We start from the raw sequence: 17,404 nt of genomic DNA on the forward strand, positions 1-17,404 counted from the left end.
TCAGTACCTCACGCGTGGGTCGATCAGCGCGGCGATGATGTCCACGATGAAGTTGGTGACGGCGACGATGACGGCCAGCAGCACCACGATGCCCTGGACGGCGACGAAGTCGCGCGCCGTGAGGTAGTTGGCCAGCTGGAATCCGAGGCCTTTCCACTCAAAGGTTGTTTCGGTGAGCACGGCCCCGCCGAGCAGCACTGCGATCTGCAGGCCCATGACCGTGATGATGGGGATCAGCGCCGGCTTGTAGGCGTGTTTGGTGACCAGCCGGTATTCGCTGACGCCACGTGAGCGGCCCGCCTCAATGTAGTCCTTGCCGAGCGTGCCGATGACATTGGTCCGCACCAGGCGCAGGAAGACCCCGGCCGTCAGGAGGCCAAGGGCCAGAGCCGGAAGGACGGCGTGGGACATCACGTCGCTGAGGGCAGCCATGTTTCCGCTGCGCAGGGCATCCAGCCAGTAGATGCCGGTGGGGGCTTCCAGGGCTGTGAGGGACAGTTCGGTCCTCGTCCCGGCGCGGCCGGCGACCGGCAGCCAGCCCAGCCACACGGAGAACACCAACTTGAGCAGCATGCCGGCGAAGAACACCGGGGTTGCGTAGAACAGGATGGCCAGGATCCGGAGCACGGCGTCCGGCAGGTGATCACGACGGTGCGCGGCGATCATCCCGAGCGGTATGCCCACCACCAGCGCGACGATGATGGCGTTGATGGCGAGCTCCAGGGTGGCGGAGCCATAAGTGGTCAGCATCTCGGTGACCTTGCGGTTGTCCGAGAGGGTGGTGCCGAAGTTGCCCGTGACCAGCTGCCCCAGGTATTCGAAGTACTGCAGAAGCAGTGGCCGGTCGTAGCCGGCGGTGTGGATGCGTTCTTGCAGCTGTTCCGGCGGGAGCCGGCCGCCCATGGCGGCGGTAATGGGGTCGCCGGTGATCCGCATGAGGAAGAACACCAACGTAACGAGGATGAGGATGGTAGGGAAGATCAGCAGGAAGCGGACCAGGATGTACTGGGCGAGCCCTCCCCCTGCCGCTTTTTTCTTGGTCGGAAGGAGCGCGTCCGCATCACTTGGCGGCGCGTCAATCAAAGATGTCATCGGTACCTGGATTCGTGGTGACCGGGAGCCAGCATTCCCCTCGTTGCTGACTGATGACCGGCAAAAGGCGGGACACCATTGCGGCGTCCCGCCTCCGGCCCGTCAGAGCCCGATGGGGGTTGACTGCTTACTTGGACAGCACGCCAAGGCGTGTCTTGAACGAGGGGTCGAGGGTCTTCTCGACACCCTTGACGTCAGCTCCCGCCACCAGGAGCTGCGAGCCCTGCAGGAGCGGCAGGGTGGAGAGGTCCTTCGCCACTGCCGTCTGGGCATCGCCGATCAGCTTCTGGCGTTCGGTCTTGTCCGGAGTGACCAGCTGCTTCTGGATCAGGTCCGTGACAGTCGGGTTCTCGTAGTGGTTCTTGAGGAAGTTGCCCGGGATGAAGAAGGGCGTGAGGTAGTTGTCCGCATCCGAGTAGTCCGGGAACCAGCCGAGCTGGTAAACGGGGTACGCGTCAGAGGTGCGTGCCTTGGAGTACGTCACCCATTCGGTGGACTGCAGGTCCACGGTGAAGAGGCCGGACTTCTCCAACTGTTCCTTGACCATGGCGTATTCATCGCCCGAAGACTTGCCGTAGTGGTCCGGGTTGTACTGCAGCTTCACGGTCACCGGACCGGTGATCCCTGCGTCGCTGAGGACCTTCTTGGCTTTGTCCAGGCTCGGCTTGCCGCTGCCGTCCCCGTACAGGTCCTTCATGGGCTGGATTGCGCCGGGCAGCCCATCCGCCACCACGGAGTAGGCGGGAACGTAGGTTCCCTTGTACACCTGGTCCGAGATGGCTTGGCGGTCAACAATGTCCGCCATGGCCTGGCGCACGGCCAGTGCCTTGGCAGGGTTGGCTTCAGGCGTCTTGGCGCCGAACGGCATGGTGTCGAAGTTGAAGACGATGTAGCGCAGCTCGCCACCCGGGCCCTTGTAGACCTTGACCTTGGAGTCCTTGCCGAGGTCGGCGGCGTCCGTGGCGGTGAGGCTTCGGCCGGCAACGTCGATGTTGCCGCCCTGGACGTCCAGCTTCAGGTTGTTGGAGTCGGCGTAGTACTTGATCACGGCGCTGTCGTTGGCCGGCTTGCCGAGCAGTCCGTTGTAGTCGGGGTTGCTCTTGAGGCTGACGAGTTCGTTCTTCTTGTAGGAATCGATGGTGTACTGGCCGGCGAACGGCTTGGCCGCCACGATGTCTTCGTCGCTCATCACCTTATCGGCGGGGAAAACTTCCTCATCCACGATCGGACCGGTGTTGGTGCCAAGGACGCTCGGGAAGACTTGGTCGTTGGCGGCGTTCAGGGTGAACACAACGGTGGTGTCGTCCTTGACGTCGACGGACTTGAGGTTGGACAGCAGTGACGCCGGGCCGTTGGGATCATTGATCTTGAGGACGCGGTCGTAGGAGAACTTCACGTCCGAGGCCGTCAGCGCGTGGCCGTTGGCGAACTTCAGGTTGGGCTTGAGCTTCACGGTGAACTCGGTGGGTGACGTGAAGGACGCGGACTCCGCGATGTCCGGGCTGACCTCGGCCGAACCGGGCTTCGAGTTCATCAGGAAGGGGTAGACCTGGTTCATCACCAGGAATGAGCCTGCGTCGTAGGAACCGGCGGGATCGAGGGTTACGACCTTGTCCGTGGTTCCAAAGGTAATGGCACCGCCGCCGGCACTGCCGGTGGACGTTCCCCCGCCGCCAGAGGGCCCCGTGCATGCTGTCAGGGCCAGGGCGGAGATGCCTGCCAGCGCGATGGCGCGGTGCAGGGCCGTTGTGCTCTTGATCATCTGTGAACTTCTTTCCGATGAGTACGCGCACGCCCGCGGTCACAGGTTGATAGCCCCAGACGCCGGCGTGCAGTGCTGATCCCTTGATTCAATCAGAGAGTCAGCCCTCGAGACGGCCATTTCTGTGAGTTGAAACACAATATTTTCTCAATAGTTACCCGGCAGTGCGATGCGGAATCGTGCAGGCGGCGGGCCCTGGGCACAGCAAAGGACCGCCACGGTGGAACCGCGGCGGTCCAGGGAACGGCAGGGTTACAGCGCGGCCCGCTGGAGGGACCGTGCGGCGTCGATGGTGGCCTGGCCCAGCACGCGGCTGCCCTGGTACAGCACCACGGTTTGGCCCGGGGCCACACCGCGCAACGGAGCCTCCAGCCGGACCATCAGCTGGCTGCCGGCAGCGCCGTCCCGGGCCGGCTCCATCCAGGCTGTGGCGGGTACGGGATCCCCGTGCGCACGGACCTGGGCGTGGCAGTTGAATTCCGCCCCCGAGTCCACCTCGGAAATGGGAAGGCCCGCCCAGGAGACCTTGATGCCGCGGATCTCGTCGATGGCCAGCAGGGCTTCGGGACCCACGACCACTTTGTTCTCCTTGGGCCGGATTTCCAGGACGAAGCGGGGCTTGCCGTCGGCGGCGGGGGTACCCAGTTTGAGTCCGCGCCGCTGGCCCACCGTGAAGGCGTTGGCTCCCGGGTGCTCCCCCACCTTGGCGCCGGACTCGTCCACGATGTCGCCTGTGGTCATCTCGATTTTCTCGGCGAGCCAGCCGGCGGTGTCGCCGTCCGGAATGAAGCAGATGTCGTGGCTGTCCGGCTTGTTGGCGACGGAGAGGCCCCGCCGTTCCGCTTCGGCACGGACCTCGGCTTTGGACGGGGTGTCGGCCAGGGGGAACATCGAGTGCTTGAGCTGTTCGTGGGTCAGGACCCCGAGGACGTAGCTCTGGTCCTTCGCCCAGTCGGCTGCGCGGTGGAGTTCCCGGTTGCCGTCGGCGTCCTCGATCACTTTGGCGTAGTGGCCGGTGCATACGGCGTCGAAGCCCAGGGCAATGGCTTTCTCCAGCAGGGCGGCGAACTTGATCCGTTCGTTGCACCGCATGCACGGGTTGGGGGTGCGGCCGGCGGCGTATTCGTCGATAAAGTCCTGGACGACGTCTTCCTTGAAGCGCTCGGAGAAATCCCAGACGTAGTAGGGAATGCCGAGGACGTCGCAGGCACGCCAAGCGTCCCGGGAGTCTTCGATGGTGCAACAGCCCCGGCTGCCGGTGCGGAGGGTTCCGGGCATGCGGGACAGGGCAAGGTGGACGCCGACGACGTCGTGCCCGGCCTCGACCGCGCGGGCGGCGGCAACGGCGGAATCAACTCCGCCGCTCATGGCTGCTAGTACTCGCATGCTGGCTTTCTGTTGGGGGACGCTTGCTCACCGGGGCCCGGGCGGCAAGGCCGGGCGGGCGAAACGATCTTCGCCTATCCATTCTACGGACCCGCGCAAATCGCCCCTGGCCGCCGGGACCTGACCCGGCAAACCCGCCAAGGGCACCAGCGCCCTGCGGAATCAGCTGCCGTGCAGTGCCTGCCGTGCCACGGTACCTGCGGTTTGGATGGTGGACTCGTGGCCGGCCATTCCGGCCTGGCGTGCACGTGCATAAGCCTCGGGCAGTGCCGCAAGCAGGGCATCGACGTCGGCCTCGGTGGAGGTGTGTCCCAGGCTGAACCGCTGGGCTCCCCGCGCGGTGTCCTCGTCCAGGCCCATGGCCAGCAGCACGTGGGAGGGCCGCGGGACGCCCGCGGTGCAGGCAGAGCCGGTGGACGATTCGATGCCCGCCAGGTCCAGGAGGAACAGCAGCGAATCCCCTTCGCAGCCAGGGAAAGTGAAATGCGCGTTGCCGGGCAGCCGGCCGTCACCGGGCGCACCACGGAGTACGGCTTCGGGAACCCGTTCGCGGATGCCGTCCACAAGGCGGTCACGCAGGGCAGCGATCCGCGCCCCCTCGGCGGGCAACGCAGCTGCAACGGATTCCGCAGCGGCGGCGAAGGCCGCGATGGACGCAGTGTCCAGCGTCCCGGAGCGGACGTCGCGTTCCTGGCCGCCGCCGTGCTGCACCGGCGTCAATGTGACCGAGCGGCCCAGCAGGAGCGCACCCACTCCGACAGGGCCGCCGATCTTGTGGCCGGAAACTGACATTGCGTCGAGGCCGGATTCCTTGAAATCCACGGACAGGGAACCGAATGCCTGGACGGCGTCGGAGTGGACGGGCACGCCGGCCGCGTGGGCCAGCTCCACGATGCGGCGGACGGGCTGGATGGTGCCTACTTCGTTGTTGGCCCACATCACGGTCACCAGGGCAACACTGCCGGGGTCGCGTGCCAGCTCCGCCTCCAAGGTAACCAGATCCACCACACCCTCGCGGTCCACGGGCAGCCAGGTAACAGCCGCGCCCTCGTGGCGCTCAAGCCATTCGACGGTGTCCAGCACCGCGTGATGCTCGACGGCGGAGCAGAGGATGCGGCGCCGCCTGGGGTCTTCTGCCACGCGGGACCAGTACAAGCCCTTCACCGCGAGGTTGTCCGATTCGGTGCCGCCGGAGGTGAAGATCACTTCTGACGGGTGTGCCCCGACGGCCGCGGCAATGGTCTCGCGCGCGTCTTCCACGGCGCGGCGGGCCCGGCGGCCGGAACCGTGCAGCGATGACGGGTTTCCGGTACGTGCCAGCTCACGCGTCAGTGCGGTGAGGGCCGCACCGTTGAGCGGCGTGGTGGCGGCGTGGTCGAGGTAGGCGGGCACTGTCCAATTCTAGCGCTCGCGGCCGCGGCAGCCCCGGGCACCAACCTCGGACGCCCCGATGGCGGCAGCCGTCAGCTCACCGGCCAGGTCATAGTCTCGGTCCGCCCCCGCTTCGGCTCAGGCCGACGGCGGCACCAGGGGCAGGTAGCGCGCCACATCCTTGCGGGCGGCGGCGAGTGACCCCGGATCCGGGCAGGAAACGGAGATGTAGGCCGACGAGCCAGCAGTGCCGAAGACCCTGGCAAGAACCGCGGTCGGCTTTCCGCCGTGCGCGGCAGGTTCCAGCACGAGGACCTCGACGCTCTTGCCGGGCTCTTCGACGCTGCCGCCCCACTGCAACGTTTCCGTCGTCAAATACGAGGGCTGGATGGTGGCGTCCAGGTACTGGAACAGGGCCACGGTGGACTCCCGGTCGTCCCCACGGACCAGCGGGCCCTGCCCCGTGCTGACCCGGGCCGCGACCACGCAACCGTCAGCCTTGGCGTATTGGCTTGCACCGGATACGTCCTTCGTGACCGGCTTCCACCCCGGTGCACGCTGCAGCTCGTCAGAGATGCCCACCGGAACGCCCGGGGCCAGGGTGCCCCCGGCCGCAAAGGGCAGGTCCCGGGCTGCCACTGCCGCGGCGTCGTGGCCGGGGGTGATCGTTGGGGTGGACAGGGCCGGCGTGCTTGGCGGCGTTTCCGGGGCAGCAGGGTCGCGGACACCCACGCTGCAGCCGGCCAGCAGCGCTGCCCCGAGCGCTGCCATTGCCAGCGGCACCCCCAGACGCCATCCCAGGCCCGCCGGCACGGCCGTCGTCGGAAAACCCATTTCCACCCCGCATCCCCTGCAGCCGGTGTTCGGCTGTGCATCCACGAGTCTAAACTCCGGCCGCGGGGAACCCCGGCACCCCGGGCGCTCGTTGACAACGCAGGCCGACCATCCGGGCTGGCTAGACTGGGCGGGCACTTCGCTTTCCCCGTGGCGCTTGAAGAACAGGACGATTGCTTGACCGAGAGCAGCAGCTCCCACTACCAGGTCCTCCGTGTGGCCGTCACAGCCACTGAAAAAGAGATCAAAGTGGCGTACCGGCGCGCAGCCAGGTCTGCCCACCCGGACCACGGGGGTGATGCCGCAACGTTCCGCCGGGTCACCGCTGCGTACGAGACGCTGATCGATCCGCAGCGCCGCAAGGCCTACGACCGGTCCTACGGGGCGGGCGCCGCGCCGGCCGACGCCGGCGCCCACTTCGATGCCCCCGCGGCAGGCAGCCGGGCGTCCGCCACAGTCCGCAGACCGGGCGGCGGGCGGAACACGGCCGGGGACCCTCCGGTTTACGTTCCGCCTTACGAAGGGAGCGGCGAGATCCCGCTGATTCCGTTGGAGCAGGCCGGCCAGCAGGTCCACGGGATGCCCCGGAAGAGGGGAATCTTCGGCGCCGAGGCCCGGATCCAGCGTGAAATGCGCACGGTGCAGCTCCTCTCCCGCCAGGTGCTGACGGCCATCCCCGCGGCCCGGCTCATCAACGGCCTGCAGTCGCCGGCGGACAACAGCCACATCGACCACGCCGTCCTGTCCGGCTACCGCCTCGCCTTGGTCAACTCGATGCTCCTGCCCAAGGGCGCCTATGCCTGGGACGGCCGCACCCTCAATCACGGGGGGCGTGCCGTGGCGCCCCCGCAGCTTGCCCGGGTGGTGTGGTCGATGCAGGACATCTTTCCGGAACTGAACGTCACGGGGTGGACCGTGGTGTTCAGCCCGGATGGCAACCTCCATGAGCCGGTGATCGACCATCACCGCCGCCCGGCAGGGCCCATGGAAACGGTCCAAATCGTCAACGCGGCCGGCCTGGTGCGCGGCCTGAAGGAGTTCCTTGCCGCAGGACCGGCACCCAACACCGTGAACGTGCCGGTCCTGGCCCGGCTGCTGCGCGGCATGCACTGACGGCGGTTGGCTAGGATGGGGACGTGTTCCGCATCCTCTTCCATGCCCCAGAAATTCCCGGCAATACCGGCAATGCCATCCGCCTTGCCGCCATCACCGGCGCCGAACTGCACCTCGTGGAACCCCTGGGCTTCGACTTCTCCGATGCCAAACTGCGCCGTGCAGGCCTGGACTACCACGACCTCGCGGTGGTGACCGTCCACCGGAGCATCGAAGACGCCTGGGAACAGCTCAAGCCGGAGCGGGTTTACGCCTTCACCTCGGACGGTACAACCAGTTACACCGACATCCCGTACCAGCCCGGGGACGTCCTGATGTTCGGCAGCGAATCCGTGGGCCTGCCTGCCGAGCTGAAGACCGACCCCCACGTGACCGCAACAGTGCGCCTCCCCATGCTCCCGGCGCTCCGCTCCCTCAACCTCGCCAACGCCGCCTCCATTGCCGTCTACGAAGCGTGGCGCCAGCAGGGCTTCGCCGGGGCCAAGCTCTAGCACCCCGCCCGGCGGGGACAACCGGGACCGAACTCTTTTTTCGTCGATCCCATCCGGCTGCCGCACGGCTCCGAATGCCTTTTGAAACACATTCAAGCGGAGCAAGGAGCGGCAGGTGACATTACTCGAGGCGCATTCCAGGCGCGAACACCGCAACAGCCGCGGCACTGCCCGGGAATCTCCCGCCGGAGACTTATGCTTGGAAGTGATGGAAACTCCCAACGCGCCGAATCCCGAAGGCTCCGCCGCGGTGACCGATCCCCCAGCCGACATCAGCCAGCGGCTGTCGACCCTGCTTGCCGCTGTCGCCCGCGGGGACCAGGCCGCGTTTGCCGAGTTCTACCAACTCACGTCCCGCCGGGTTTTTGGCATGGCACGCCGGGTCCTGATCGACCCCGAACTCAGCGAGGACACAACGCAGGAAGTCTTCCTGCAGGTCTGGCAGAACGCGGCCAAGTTCGATCCGCAGGCCGGGAGCCCGCTGTCGTGGCTCATGACCATCTCCCACCGGCGGGCGGTGGACAAGGTCCGGTCCTCGCAATCCTCCACGGACCGTGAAGCGAAATACGGCGCCAGCACCCAGGACATCGACCACGACAGCGTCTCCGACGAAGTCGGAAGCCGGCTCGAGGCCGAGGCGGTGGTCCGCTGCCTGGAGACGCTGACCGAAACACAACAGGAATCCGTGCGCCTGGCCTACTACGGCGGCCTGACCTATCGGGAAGTCGCCGAACGGCTGAATGCCGCTGTTCCCACCATCAAGTCCCGCATCCGCGATGGACTGATCCGATTGAAGACCTGTCTGGGGGTGAGTTGAATTGAACGACATGGACAACAGCCGCAACGACCGTTCGCGCGCCTTTGGCGACACCGTCGCCATGGACCTTGCCGCAGGCCGTGCCATCGACCTCGCCGAACTCTACGCCCTTGACGCGGTCACGGAGCACGAACGCGACGCGATTGACCACTACATGTCCACCGCACCGGAAACGGAGCGCCTCGTCTTCCTGGAGCGTGTCCGCCAGTCCCGGGAGACGCTGGCCCGCACCTTCCGCGCGGAGGAGGAGCCGCCGTCGGACCTGTTCGAACGGATTGTGGCCCAGCTTCCCGCGGGCAGCGGCCGTACCAGTGCTGACGCCGCGCCCCCGGCCGTAGGCGCGGTGAAACCGCCAGAACCAACCGACGAACTCGCCGAGGCCCGCAAGCGCAGGGCGGAGCGCCGTCCGTCCGGCACCAGGCGCTGGCTGGTGGGCGTGGCAGCCGCGGCAGCGATTGCGCTGGGCGGCGTGGGAGTGGGCGCCTACCTGGCCGACCAGAATGATCCCGTCAACCAGGTCGTGCGTGCCGGGGACCTGCGCGAGGCGTCCGTCAACGTTCAAGGCGGCGGCAAGGCGACGGTGCTGATCTCCGCGTCAGAGGATGCCGCCGTGGTGAAAATGAGCGGCGTGCCCGCTCCACCGGCGGGCAAGGTCTACCAGATGTGGCTCATTCCCAAGGACGGCTCCGCCCCGGTGTCGCAGGGCCTGATGGACGAACAGGCACTCTCCAAACCTGCCGTGGTCCAAGGCATCCATTCGGCTGCTTCGCTGGGCATCACCGTTGAACCGTCCGGCGGTTCGAAAGCGCCCACGCTGCCGACGGTTGCGGCGGCACCGCTCGGCGCCTGACCCGGCACCGGCGACCAACGCCAAAAGCCCCCCGTTCCCATAATCGGAACGGGGGGCTTCTTGCGTCCTAGAAGCCGGCGATGGTGTCCGGCCCGTTGACCGCCACCACGTGGAAGGCCTCGGCACTGCGCCCGCGCGGCATTCCTGCCCGCGCGGCGTTGGTGCGCATGCCCTGGCGCACGGTGGCTTCCATGGCCTCCACGTCGGGGTGCTGGCTGACGTGGACATGGATGGCGGCGAGTTTCGCGTCAACCTGGTCGGTGACATCGACGAAGTGGTTTTCCCGTTCACCCGGTCCCGCATAAAGCCAGAGCCACGGCAGCTTGTAGGCTTCCAGCCCGGCCTTCGCCAGCTCGGGATAGGCGAAGGGGTTCTCCAGTGCCGGGTACACGGCCCGGGTCACCGCCTCCCCCACTGCCAGGTGGTCCGGGTGGCTCTTCTGGATCCGCTGCCAGTTCCGTTCAGGGTGCATGGCGAGCACGACGTCGGGGCGGACTTCGCGGATCAGCCGCACAACGCCTTTCATCACCTCGTGGGAGGCCTCAAGGTAGCCGTCACGCTGATGGAGGTAGTGGATGTCAGTGACGCCCACCAGCTCCGCTGCCCGGCGCTGCTCGGCGTCCCGCATGGCGATGATGTCCGCGCGGTGGGCAGGATCGAAGCCGCCGGCATCGCCGTCGGTCATGATGCAGTAGCTCACCTCCACCCCCGCAGCCGTCCACGCGGCGATGGTGCCCGCTGCGCCGAAGTCGATGTCGTCGGGGTGGGCCGCAAAACAGAGCACCCGCCCAACCCGGTGCAATTCCGGGTTGAACGGGCTCCCTGCCTGCTCGCTGGAAGCAGTCAACGGATCAGCCTTTGCGCTTCTTGATCTCGGCTGCGGCCTGGGGCAGGACATCGAAGACGTCTCCGATGATGCCGAAGTCGGCGATCTCGAAGACCGGCGATTCGGCATCCTTGTTCACGGCGACGATGACCTTGGACGTCTGCATGCCGGCTTTCTGCTGGATGGCACCGGAGATGCCTGCCGAGATGTACAGCTGCGGGGAAACGGTCTTGCCGGTCTGCCCCACCTGTGCGTCGTGGCTGATCCATCCGGCGTCGGTGGCTGCGCGGGAAGCTCCTACGGCGGCACCGAGGGCATCGGCCAGCTCCTCGACGGGACCGAAGTCGCCGTCCATGCCGCGGCCGCCGGCAACGACGATCCGGGCGTCGGTGAGGTCAGGGCGGCCGCTGGCCACCTTCTGCTCGCGGGCAGTGATGCGGGCAGCGTTGGCGACGGCGGGCACCTCCACGGTCGCCGTTTCGGGCGTCGTGGGTGCGGGTGCGGGTTCCGGAACCACGTTGTTGGCCTTGAGCGTGAGCACGGAAACGGCCGTCGTGGCCTTGCAGGAGGTGTTGTACGAGCCGGCCAGGACCGACTTGTGCGCGGTACCGTCCGGGTCCACGGCGACGACGTCGGTGATGACGCCGGCGTTGAGCCGGATGCCCAGCCGCCCCGCGATCTCTTTGCCTTCCGGAGAGTTGTCCAGCAGCACGATCCCGGCTCCGGCTGCCTCTGCCGCCGCGGCCAGGTAGGCTGCCTTGGGCGCTACGAGGAAGTCACCCAGGTCCTCGGCCGACGGGTGCAGGACGGTGCCCACACCGTATTCCGCGAAGGTGGCGGCGACGTCGTCGGAAAGGTCTCCGTTGACCGCGACGGTGCTCTCCCCCAGGGAACGAGCCAGGGTCAGCAGCTCCAGGCTGCTCTTCTTGAGCGAAGCTCCGGGGTTGTCGATGAATACCAGTACTTTTGCCATGTCGTTGTCCCCTTAGAGCAGCTTCTGGGCGGCCAGGAAGTCAACCAGCTTGATGCCGGCGTCGCCCTCGTCGGTGATGATGGTGCCGGCAGTCCTCGGCGGCCGCTGTTCGGCGCTGGTGACGGTGGTCCACGACCCTGCAAAGCCAACCTGGGCAGGGTCCACGCCGATGTCTGCGAGGGAGAGCGTGGTGATGCTCTTGCGCTTGGCCGCGATGATGCCCTTGAAGTTGGGGTACCGGGGTTCGTTGATCTGGTCCGTGACGGACACGACCGCGGGCAGTGCTGCTTCCACGGTCTCCGATGACGTGTCGGCGTCGCGCCGGGCAGTGAGCCGGCCGCCGTCGACCTCCAGCGAGGATGCGAAGGTCACCTGCGGCAGCCCGAGCCGCTCCGCCAGCTGGGCCGGGACCAGCGAGGTCTCACCATCGGTGGACGCCATCCCGGTCAGGACCAGGTCCACGCCGCCCAGGTGCCGGACCGCCGCCGCGAGCGCCAGCGAGGTGGCAGCCGCGTCCGAGCCGGCGAGCGCGTCGTCCGTGAGGTGGACGCCTTCGGTGGCGCCCATCTGCAGCGATTTCTTTACGGCGTTGACGGCCCCGGCAGGGCCCATGCTCAGGGCAATGACCTGGTTGCCGGCCTTGCTTCCGCCTCGGGCCTCGGCAAGCTGCAGGGCAGCTTCCAGGGCGTATTCGTCGAGCTCGGACAGGATGCTCTCGTCGCGGTCCGCGGTGTTGCCCTCGCCACCCAGGTGTCGGTCGAACTGGGCGTCCGGTACATGTTTGACCAGGACTACGATCTTCAATGTCTCTTCCACTGTGTTTACAGCAGCCTTCCATGCTTGTGGACAGCCAGCCGGGTGGGTCATGGCCGCGGAATGCCCGGCAGGCGGGTAGCTCCTAGCTAACCATATCGGCGCGTCCGGGCGCCCTCTTCCGTTAACGCCTGTGTCAGGTTTTCCGTTGCGCCGGACATGCCGACGGCGGCGCCCCCTGGGTGGGGACGCCGCCGTCGTGATGGCTTGGGCGTGTCAGCTGGCTGCCGCGCCGAGCGTGACGTCGAAGGTCTGCTCCTTGCCGCCGCGCTGGACCGTGATCTTGACCGTGGAACCTGCCGGCTGCTCGCGGACCGCCGCGGTCAGCTGGTTCGGTTCACCGATGCTGAGGTCGTTGAACTTGGTGATGACGTCGCCGACCTTGATCCCGGCCTTCCCTGCCGGCGAACTGGCGTCAACCGTGGCTACGTCGGCGCCTACCGAGAATTCCGAGGACGCACCGGAGGTACTCTTCGCCTTGACGCTGACACCGAGCTGGCCATGGGAGGCCTTGCCGTTGTCGATGATCTCCTGCGCCACGCGCTTGGCGTTGTTGATCGGGATGCTGAACCCGACGCCGATGTTGCCGCTCTGGGACGTCGAGGTGCCGGAGCCTGCGGACGCGATGGCCACATTCACGCCGATGATCTCACCCTTGCTGTTGACGAGGGCGCCGCCGGAGTTGCCGGGATTGATCGCTGCATCGGTCTGGATGACGTTGATGGCGATGGATCCCTGGCTCGAGCTTTGCTGGCTTTGTCCGCCGCCCGGAGGCGCAAACTGGAAGCCCTGGTCACCGCCCTGGCTGTTGTCACCGCCCTGCGGGGCTGCCGACGATGCCACGCTGATGGTCCGGTTCAGCGTGGACACGATGCCATCCGTCACCGTCCCGGTCAGCCCAAGCGGTGAACCGATGGCGATGGCGGTGTCACCCACGTTGAGTTTGGAGGAATCCCCCAGGGTTGCAGGAGTGAGGCTTGAGGTGTCGTCCACCTTGATCACCGCGAGGTCGGACAAGGGGTCCGTGCCTACGAGCTTCGCGGGAAGGACCTTGCCGTCGCTGGTGCGGATTTCAAGGGTGGCGTTGGCCGTCTGGCCGTCCAGCGTGACCACGTGGGTGTTGGTGAGAATGTGTCCCTGGTCGTCAAGGACGATGCCCGACCCGGTGCCACCGGAGCTGCCGCTGGTGGCACTGATGGTAACCACACTGGGGGAAGCCTTCACGGCGGCGGCTGTAATGGCGTTGACGTCATCCTTGTTATTCACGATGACCGTTCCCGGCTGGTTGCTGCCACCCACCGCCGAGGTGCCGGAGCCGGCGTTTCCAAACAGTTCACCTGCGCCCACCGTTGCCACGCCGCCGCCCACAAGCCCAGCGGCGAGGATGCTGGCGATGAGGGTGCCGATGCCGAAGGTCGCCTTCCGGCGCGGAGCATCTTTGGGATTGGGCGCCAGGCCGACACTTCCGTGCTGCATACCGGGCCCCGCGCCCTGGCCTGGCTGGCCGTTCTGCTGCTGGCCGTAGTATCCGGACTGGCCGTAGAAAGGCTGGCGCTGCGGGTAAACGGGGCGGGGAGCGCCGGGGAGCTCCTGGGTGTGGTCCTGGCGTGCTGCCTGCGGCTGGTCCAGCCGTTCCGTGGGGTTGTGCTGCTGGTCAGCGGCACCGTACTGTCCCTGCTCGTGGCCGGCATTGCCCCCGCCCCCGGACTGAGTGTCCGCCGGGCCGGCTCCGGGCTGCTGCGGGTCCTGCTGCTGCCAGGGGTTCCGGCTGCCCGCGCTGCCCTCCGGGACCGGTCCTGGCGTGTGATTCTCAGTCATGGGACTTCCTTTCATCCTTGTCTGCCATTAACTATGACCCGTCCCGCTGGAACAAGCTCGGATGTTTGCTGAAAGCTTCCTGAACGTCGTGGCGTTCCCATAGAACCCCGCAATGTGTTTCGCTGGCGGCATATTCGGCCGCATGGACTGGCTGTGGGGTGCACCATAGAATCAAGATGAATTGCCACAGCGACCTGCGGCTTCACACCAAGCGTGGGGGCGCTGCTGGATTCGACGACTGATTCGTCCCGAGTCGGTGTCAGGCGTGCTGAAGGGTTGCACATGCGGTCAAAGTTCAAACGTTTCCTCGCCGTGATCGGCCTTGCCGGGCTGCTCACGATTCCCGCCGGCGCGGCCTGGGCCGAAGACCCGGTGACCATTCCCTCCGGAACGAACATTGTTGATAATGCCAACGTCCTGGGCAGCCGGAAGGGCGAAGTCCAGGACGCCATCCAGAAGCTCCTGAAAGACCACAAGTACAACCTGTACGTGGTCACGGTGAAAACCTTCACCAACCCGACCGATCCGGCCCAGTGGACGCAGAAAGTAGCTGAGCTGAGGACCATGGGCAGGGCTGACGCCGTCCTGGCAATTGCTGTTGATGACGGCAAGTTCAACTTCGTCACGAATTCGAGCAGCCCCATCCGGTCCAAGCAGGCCAACATCAGCCAAAACGCAGTCACCGCCAACCTGGCCGGGGGCAAGAAGGACTATGCGCAGGCTGCCATCGACACCGCCTCAGCAATCGGCGACGCCGCCAATGGCGGCAGCGGCAGTGTGTCCTCCGGTGACGGTGCGGGCGCCGCGGTTCTGGTTGGAGCCGGCGTCGTCGTGGCAGGCGGCGGCGCCTACCTGTACTACCGGAACCGCCGGAAGAAGGCCGCAGCCCAGGCCTCCACGGGCAGCTACGGCCCCCAAGGTGCCGAGCTGGACCCATTGGCTTCGCTGAGCGTGGACGAACTCCGCCGCAAGAGTGGCTCCCTCCTGATCGAAGCTGATGACGCCATCAAGTCCAGCGAACAGGAACTCGGCTTCGCCCAGGCGCAGTACGGCGACTCCGCCGTGGGGAACTTCACCAAAGCGCTGGGGGAAGCCAAAGCCCACATGGGCGAGTCCTTCAAATTGCAGCAGCAGCTTGATGACCACATCCCGGACACCGAAGAACAGCAACGCACCTGGCTGGGCGAGATTATCCGCCGGTCCGAGGCCGCCCTGGCCTCCCTGCAGGAGCAGAAAGCGGACTTCGACTCACTGCGTGAACTGGAAAAGAACGCGCCCCAGGCCCTCGCGGCCGTCAATGCCGGAGCCCGGGAAGCGGACGCCAAGATTTCCACGGCCGAGCAGTCGCTTGCCGAAATGCGGTCCAAGTACGCGGACAGCGCGCTGACACAGGTTTCTGACAACATCGTCCAGGCCAAGGAGCGGCTGGCCTTCGTGCAGAACGCCTCGGCAACCGCGCAGCAGAAACTGGACGGGGGCGAGCAAAGCCTCGCTGCCGTGGCAGTCCGCGCAGCCGAGGAAAGCCTGCACCAAACCAATGTCCTGCTGGACGCCATCTCCAAGCTGTCCGCGAGCCTCGATGAAGCCCGGAACAGCGTCGAAACGGCGGTGGTGGACACGGCGCAGGACCTGGCGCAGGCAAAGGCCATGATCCAGTCCGGAACCCACGCCGAACTGGCGGGCCCCGTGGCTGCGGTGGAAGCGGCCCTTGCCCAGGTAAAGAGCGAAATCCAGGGTGGGAAGATCGATCCTGTCGCCACCCTGCAACGGGTCGAAAGCGCGCACCAGACCCTGGACCAGGCCTTGACCGGCATCCGGGACCAGCAGGAGCAGGCGCGGCGCGCCCAGGCATCCCTGCAGCAAACCATCATGTCCGCGCAAGCCCAAATCAGCGCAACCTCCGACTACATCACAGCGCGGCGCGGCGGCGTTGGCACCGAGGCGCGGACCCGACTGGCCGAATCCCAGCGCAACCTCGACTACGCCCTCTCCATCGCACGGACAGATCCGGTCACGGCCCTGACCTATGCACAGCAGGCCCACGCCCTGGCGGCGCAGGCAGCACAACTGGCCCAGGCAGACGTTGACCACTTTGACGGCTACGCCAACCAGGGCTTCGGCCGTGGCGGCATGTTCGGCGGCGGCGGTGGCGGCGGCCTGGGCGGTGCCATCCTCGGTGGCATCCTGATCAACTCCATCCTGAACGGCGGCCACGGCGGCTGGGGCGGCGGTGGCGGCTGGGGCGGGGACTCCGGCGGAGGTGGCGGCTGGGGCGGAGACTCCGGCGGCTTCGGCGGCGGAGACTTCGGCGGCGGCGACTCCGGCAGCTTCTAGACCCTCCGCCGGCCCAGACCGGAGCAATCCGGCCGGCGGACAACAGCAGTACACCACTGTGCACCGGTTCCAGTGGGTCAACACAGAGCAGGACGAAAGGCAAACACCATGGTTAAGCAGTCCATTTTCGGCCGGATCGCACAGCTGGCAAAGGCGAATATCAACTCTTTGCTGGACAACGCCGAAGATCCGCAGAAGATGCTGGACCAGATGGTCCGCGACTACACGAACAACATCGCAGAGGCCGAATCCGCCGTGGCCCAGACCATCGGCAACCTCCGGATGCTCGAGGACGACTACAACGAGGACATCAAGAACGCCCAGGACTGGGGCAACAAAGCCCTCGCCGCCTCCCGCAAGGCTGACGAATTCCGCGCCGCCGGCGATGTGGCCGACGCCGAGAAATTCGACAACCTGGCCAAGGTTGCCCTGCAGCGCCAGATGGCGGCCGAGAGTGAAGCCAAGGGCGCTGAGCCGAGCATCGCCTCCCAGCGCGAAATCGTGGACAAGCTCAAGGTGGGCTTGGACCAGATGAAGAACAAGCTCAACCAGTTGACCAGCAAGCGCAACGAACTCGTCGCCAGGTCCAAGACCGCCGCTGCCCAGTCGCAGGTGCACGACGCCATTAAGAGCATCGACATCATGGACCCCACCAGCGAAGTCGGCCGCTTCGAAGAGAAGATCCGCCGCGAGGAGGCCAAGGTCCGCGGACAGGAGGAACTTGCCGCGTCCAGCCTCGATGCACAGTTCAACCAGCTGGAAGACCTGGGAGAGCAGACGGAGATCGAAGCCAGGCTGGCAGCGCTGAAGGCCGGGGGCAAGCCTGCCCTCGGCGCAGGGAGCCAGGCGTCAACGTCCGGATCCACGGTGGACGAAGCCGACTTCGACAAGCTCTGACCTGCGGGATATCCGCTGCATGGAACA

At 66.5% G+C, this 17,404-nt stretch carries 15 protein-coding genes; 6 read left to right on the forward strand and 9 right to left on the reverse strand.

The window, feature by feature from the left end; genetic code table 11:
- The 5 genes from DFO47_RS05625 to DFO47_RS05645 form a co-directional block, all read right to left on the reverse strand.
- Positions 1 to 1,092, reverse strand: a complete 1,092-nt coding sequence (locus DFO47_RS05625) for an ABC transporter permease (protein WP_026264261.1) — start codon at positions 1,090 to 1,092, stop codon at positions 1 to 3.
- Positions 1,093 to 1,219: 127 nt separating this feature from the next.
- Positions 1,220 to 2,854 carry an ABC transporter substrate-binding protein gene (locus tag DFO47_RS05630; RefSeq protein ID WP_018760242.1) on the reverse strand — a complete coding sequence of 545 codons (1,635 nt, stop codon included), beginning with the start codon at positions 2,852 to 2,854 and terminating at the stop codon, positions 1,220 to 1,222.
- 252 nt (positions 2,855 to 3,106) lie between these two features.
- Positions 3,107 to 4,240 carry a tRNA 2-thiouridine(34) synthase MnmA gene (mnmA, locus tag DFO47_RS05635; RefSeq protein ID WP_133830982.1) on the reverse strand — a complete coding sequence of 378 codons (1,134 nt, stop codon included), beginning with the start codon at positions 4,238 to 4,240 and terminating at the stop codon, positions 3,107 to 3,109.
- A 162-nt stretch (positions 4,241 to 4,402) separates the two neighbouring features.
- On the reverse strand, positions 4,403 to 5,632 hold the full coding sequence (locus DFO47_RS05640; protein ID WP_133830983.1) for a cysteine desulfurase family protein: 1,230 nt from the start codon (positions 5,630 to 5,632) through the stop codon (positions 4,403 to 4,405).
- 117 nt (positions 5,633 to 5,749) lie between these two features.
- On the reverse strand, positions 5,750 to 6,445 hold the full coding sequence (locus tag DFO47_RS05645) for a hypothetical protein (protein WP_133830984.1): 696 nt from the start codon (positions 6,443 to 6,445) through the stop codon (positions 5,750 to 5,752).
- 177 nt (positions 6,446 to 6,622) lie between these two features.
- Here DFO47_RS05645 and DFO47_RS05650 point away from each other — a divergent pair, with 177 nt between their 5' ends.
- The 4 genes from DFO47_RS05650 (at position 6,623) to DFO47_RS05665 (ending at position 9,716) form a co-directional block, all read left to right on the forward strand.
- The gene (locus DFO47_RS05650; protein ID WP_133830985.1) at positions 6,623 to 7,558 is read left to right on the forward strand and encodes a J domain-containing protein; all 936 of its coding nucleotides are present in this window, start codon (positions 6,623 to 6,625) and stop codon (positions 7,556 to 7,558) included.
- Positions 7,559 to 7,581: 23 nt separating this feature from the next.
- A complete protein-coding gene (locus DFO47_RS05655; RefSeq protein WP_133830986.1) occupies positions 7,582 to 8,049 on the forward strand; it encodes a tRNA (cytidine(34)-2'-O)-methyltransferase in 468 nt (155 codons plus the stop codon).
- A 208-nt stretch (positions 8,050 to 8,257) separates the two neighbouring features.
- On the forward strand, positions 8,258 to 8,866 hold the full coding sequence (locus DFO47_RS05660) for a sigma-70 family RNA polymerase sigma factor (RefSeq protein ID WP_109863770.1): 609 nt from the start codon (positions 8,258 to 8,260) through the stop codon (positions 8,864 to 8,866).
- Between the two features lie 10 nt (positions 8,867 to 8,876).
- On the forward strand, positions 8,877 to 9,716 hold the full coding sequence (locus DFO47_RS05665; RefSeq protein ID WP_018760249.1) for an anti-sigma factor: 840 nt from the start codon (positions 8,877 to 8,879) through the stop codon (positions 9,714 to 9,716).
- Positions 9,717 to 9,783: 67 nt separating this feature from the next.
- Here the strand turns inward: DFO47_RS05665 and DFO47_RS05670 are convergent, their stop codons facing one another.
- The 4 genes from DFO47_RS05670 to DFO47_RS05685 all read right to left on the reverse strand — a co-directional run bounded on the left by DFO47_RS05670 (position 9,784) and on the right by DFO47_RS05685 (position 14,146).
- Complete coding sequence (locus DFO47_RS05670) at positions 9,784 to 10,563, reverse strand: PIG-L deacetylase family protein (RefSeq protein ID WP_133830987.1); 780 nt, start codon at positions 10,561 to 10,563, stop codon at positions 9,784 to 9,786.
- 4 nt (positions 10,564 to 10,567) lie between these two features.
- A complete protein-coding gene (locus DFO47_RS05675; protein ID WP_133830988.1) occupies positions 10,568 to 11,515 on the reverse strand; it encodes an electron transfer flavoprotein subunit alpha/FixB family protein in 948 nt (315 codons plus the stop codon).
- Between the two features lie 12 nt (positions 11,516 to 11,527).
- The gene (locus DFO47_RS05680) at positions 11,528 to 12,319 is read right to left on the reverse strand and encodes an electron transfer flavoprotein subunit beta/FixA family protein (RefSeq protein ID WP_018760252.1); all 792 of its coding nucleotides are present in this window, start codon (positions 12,317 to 12,319) and stop codon (positions 11,528 to 11,530) included.
- Positions 12,320 to 12,544: 225 nt separating this feature from the next.
- A complete protein-coding gene (locus DFO47_RS05685; RefSeq protein WP_133830989.1) occupies positions 12,545 to 14,146 on the reverse strand; it encodes a trypsin-like peptidase domain-containing protein in 1,602 nt (533 codons plus the stop codon).
- 282 nt (positions 14,147 to 14,428) lie between these two features.
- Between DFO47_RS05685 and DFO47_RS05690 the strand changes: the two genes are divergently transcribed.
- Positions 14,429 to 16,480: a TPM domain-containing protein gene (locus DFO47_RS05690; protein ID WP_133830990.1), complete on the forward strand. Its 2,052-nt coding sequence runs from the start codon at positions 14,429 to 14,431 to the stop codon at positions 16,478 to 16,480.
- A 108-nt stretch (positions 16,481 to 16,588) separates the two neighbouring features.
- A complete protein-coding gene (locus DFO47_RS05695) occupies positions 16,589 to 17,377 on the forward strand; it encodes a PspA/IM30 family protein (protein WP_018760255.1) in 789 nt (262 codons plus the stop codon).
- Positions 17,378 to 17,404 lie beyond the last annotated feature (27 nt).

This window comes from Arthrobacter sp. AG258, assembly GCF_004364695.1.
Classification (GTDB): domain Bacteria; phylum Actinomycetota; class Actinomycetes; order Actinomycetales; family Micrococcaceae; genus Arthrobacter.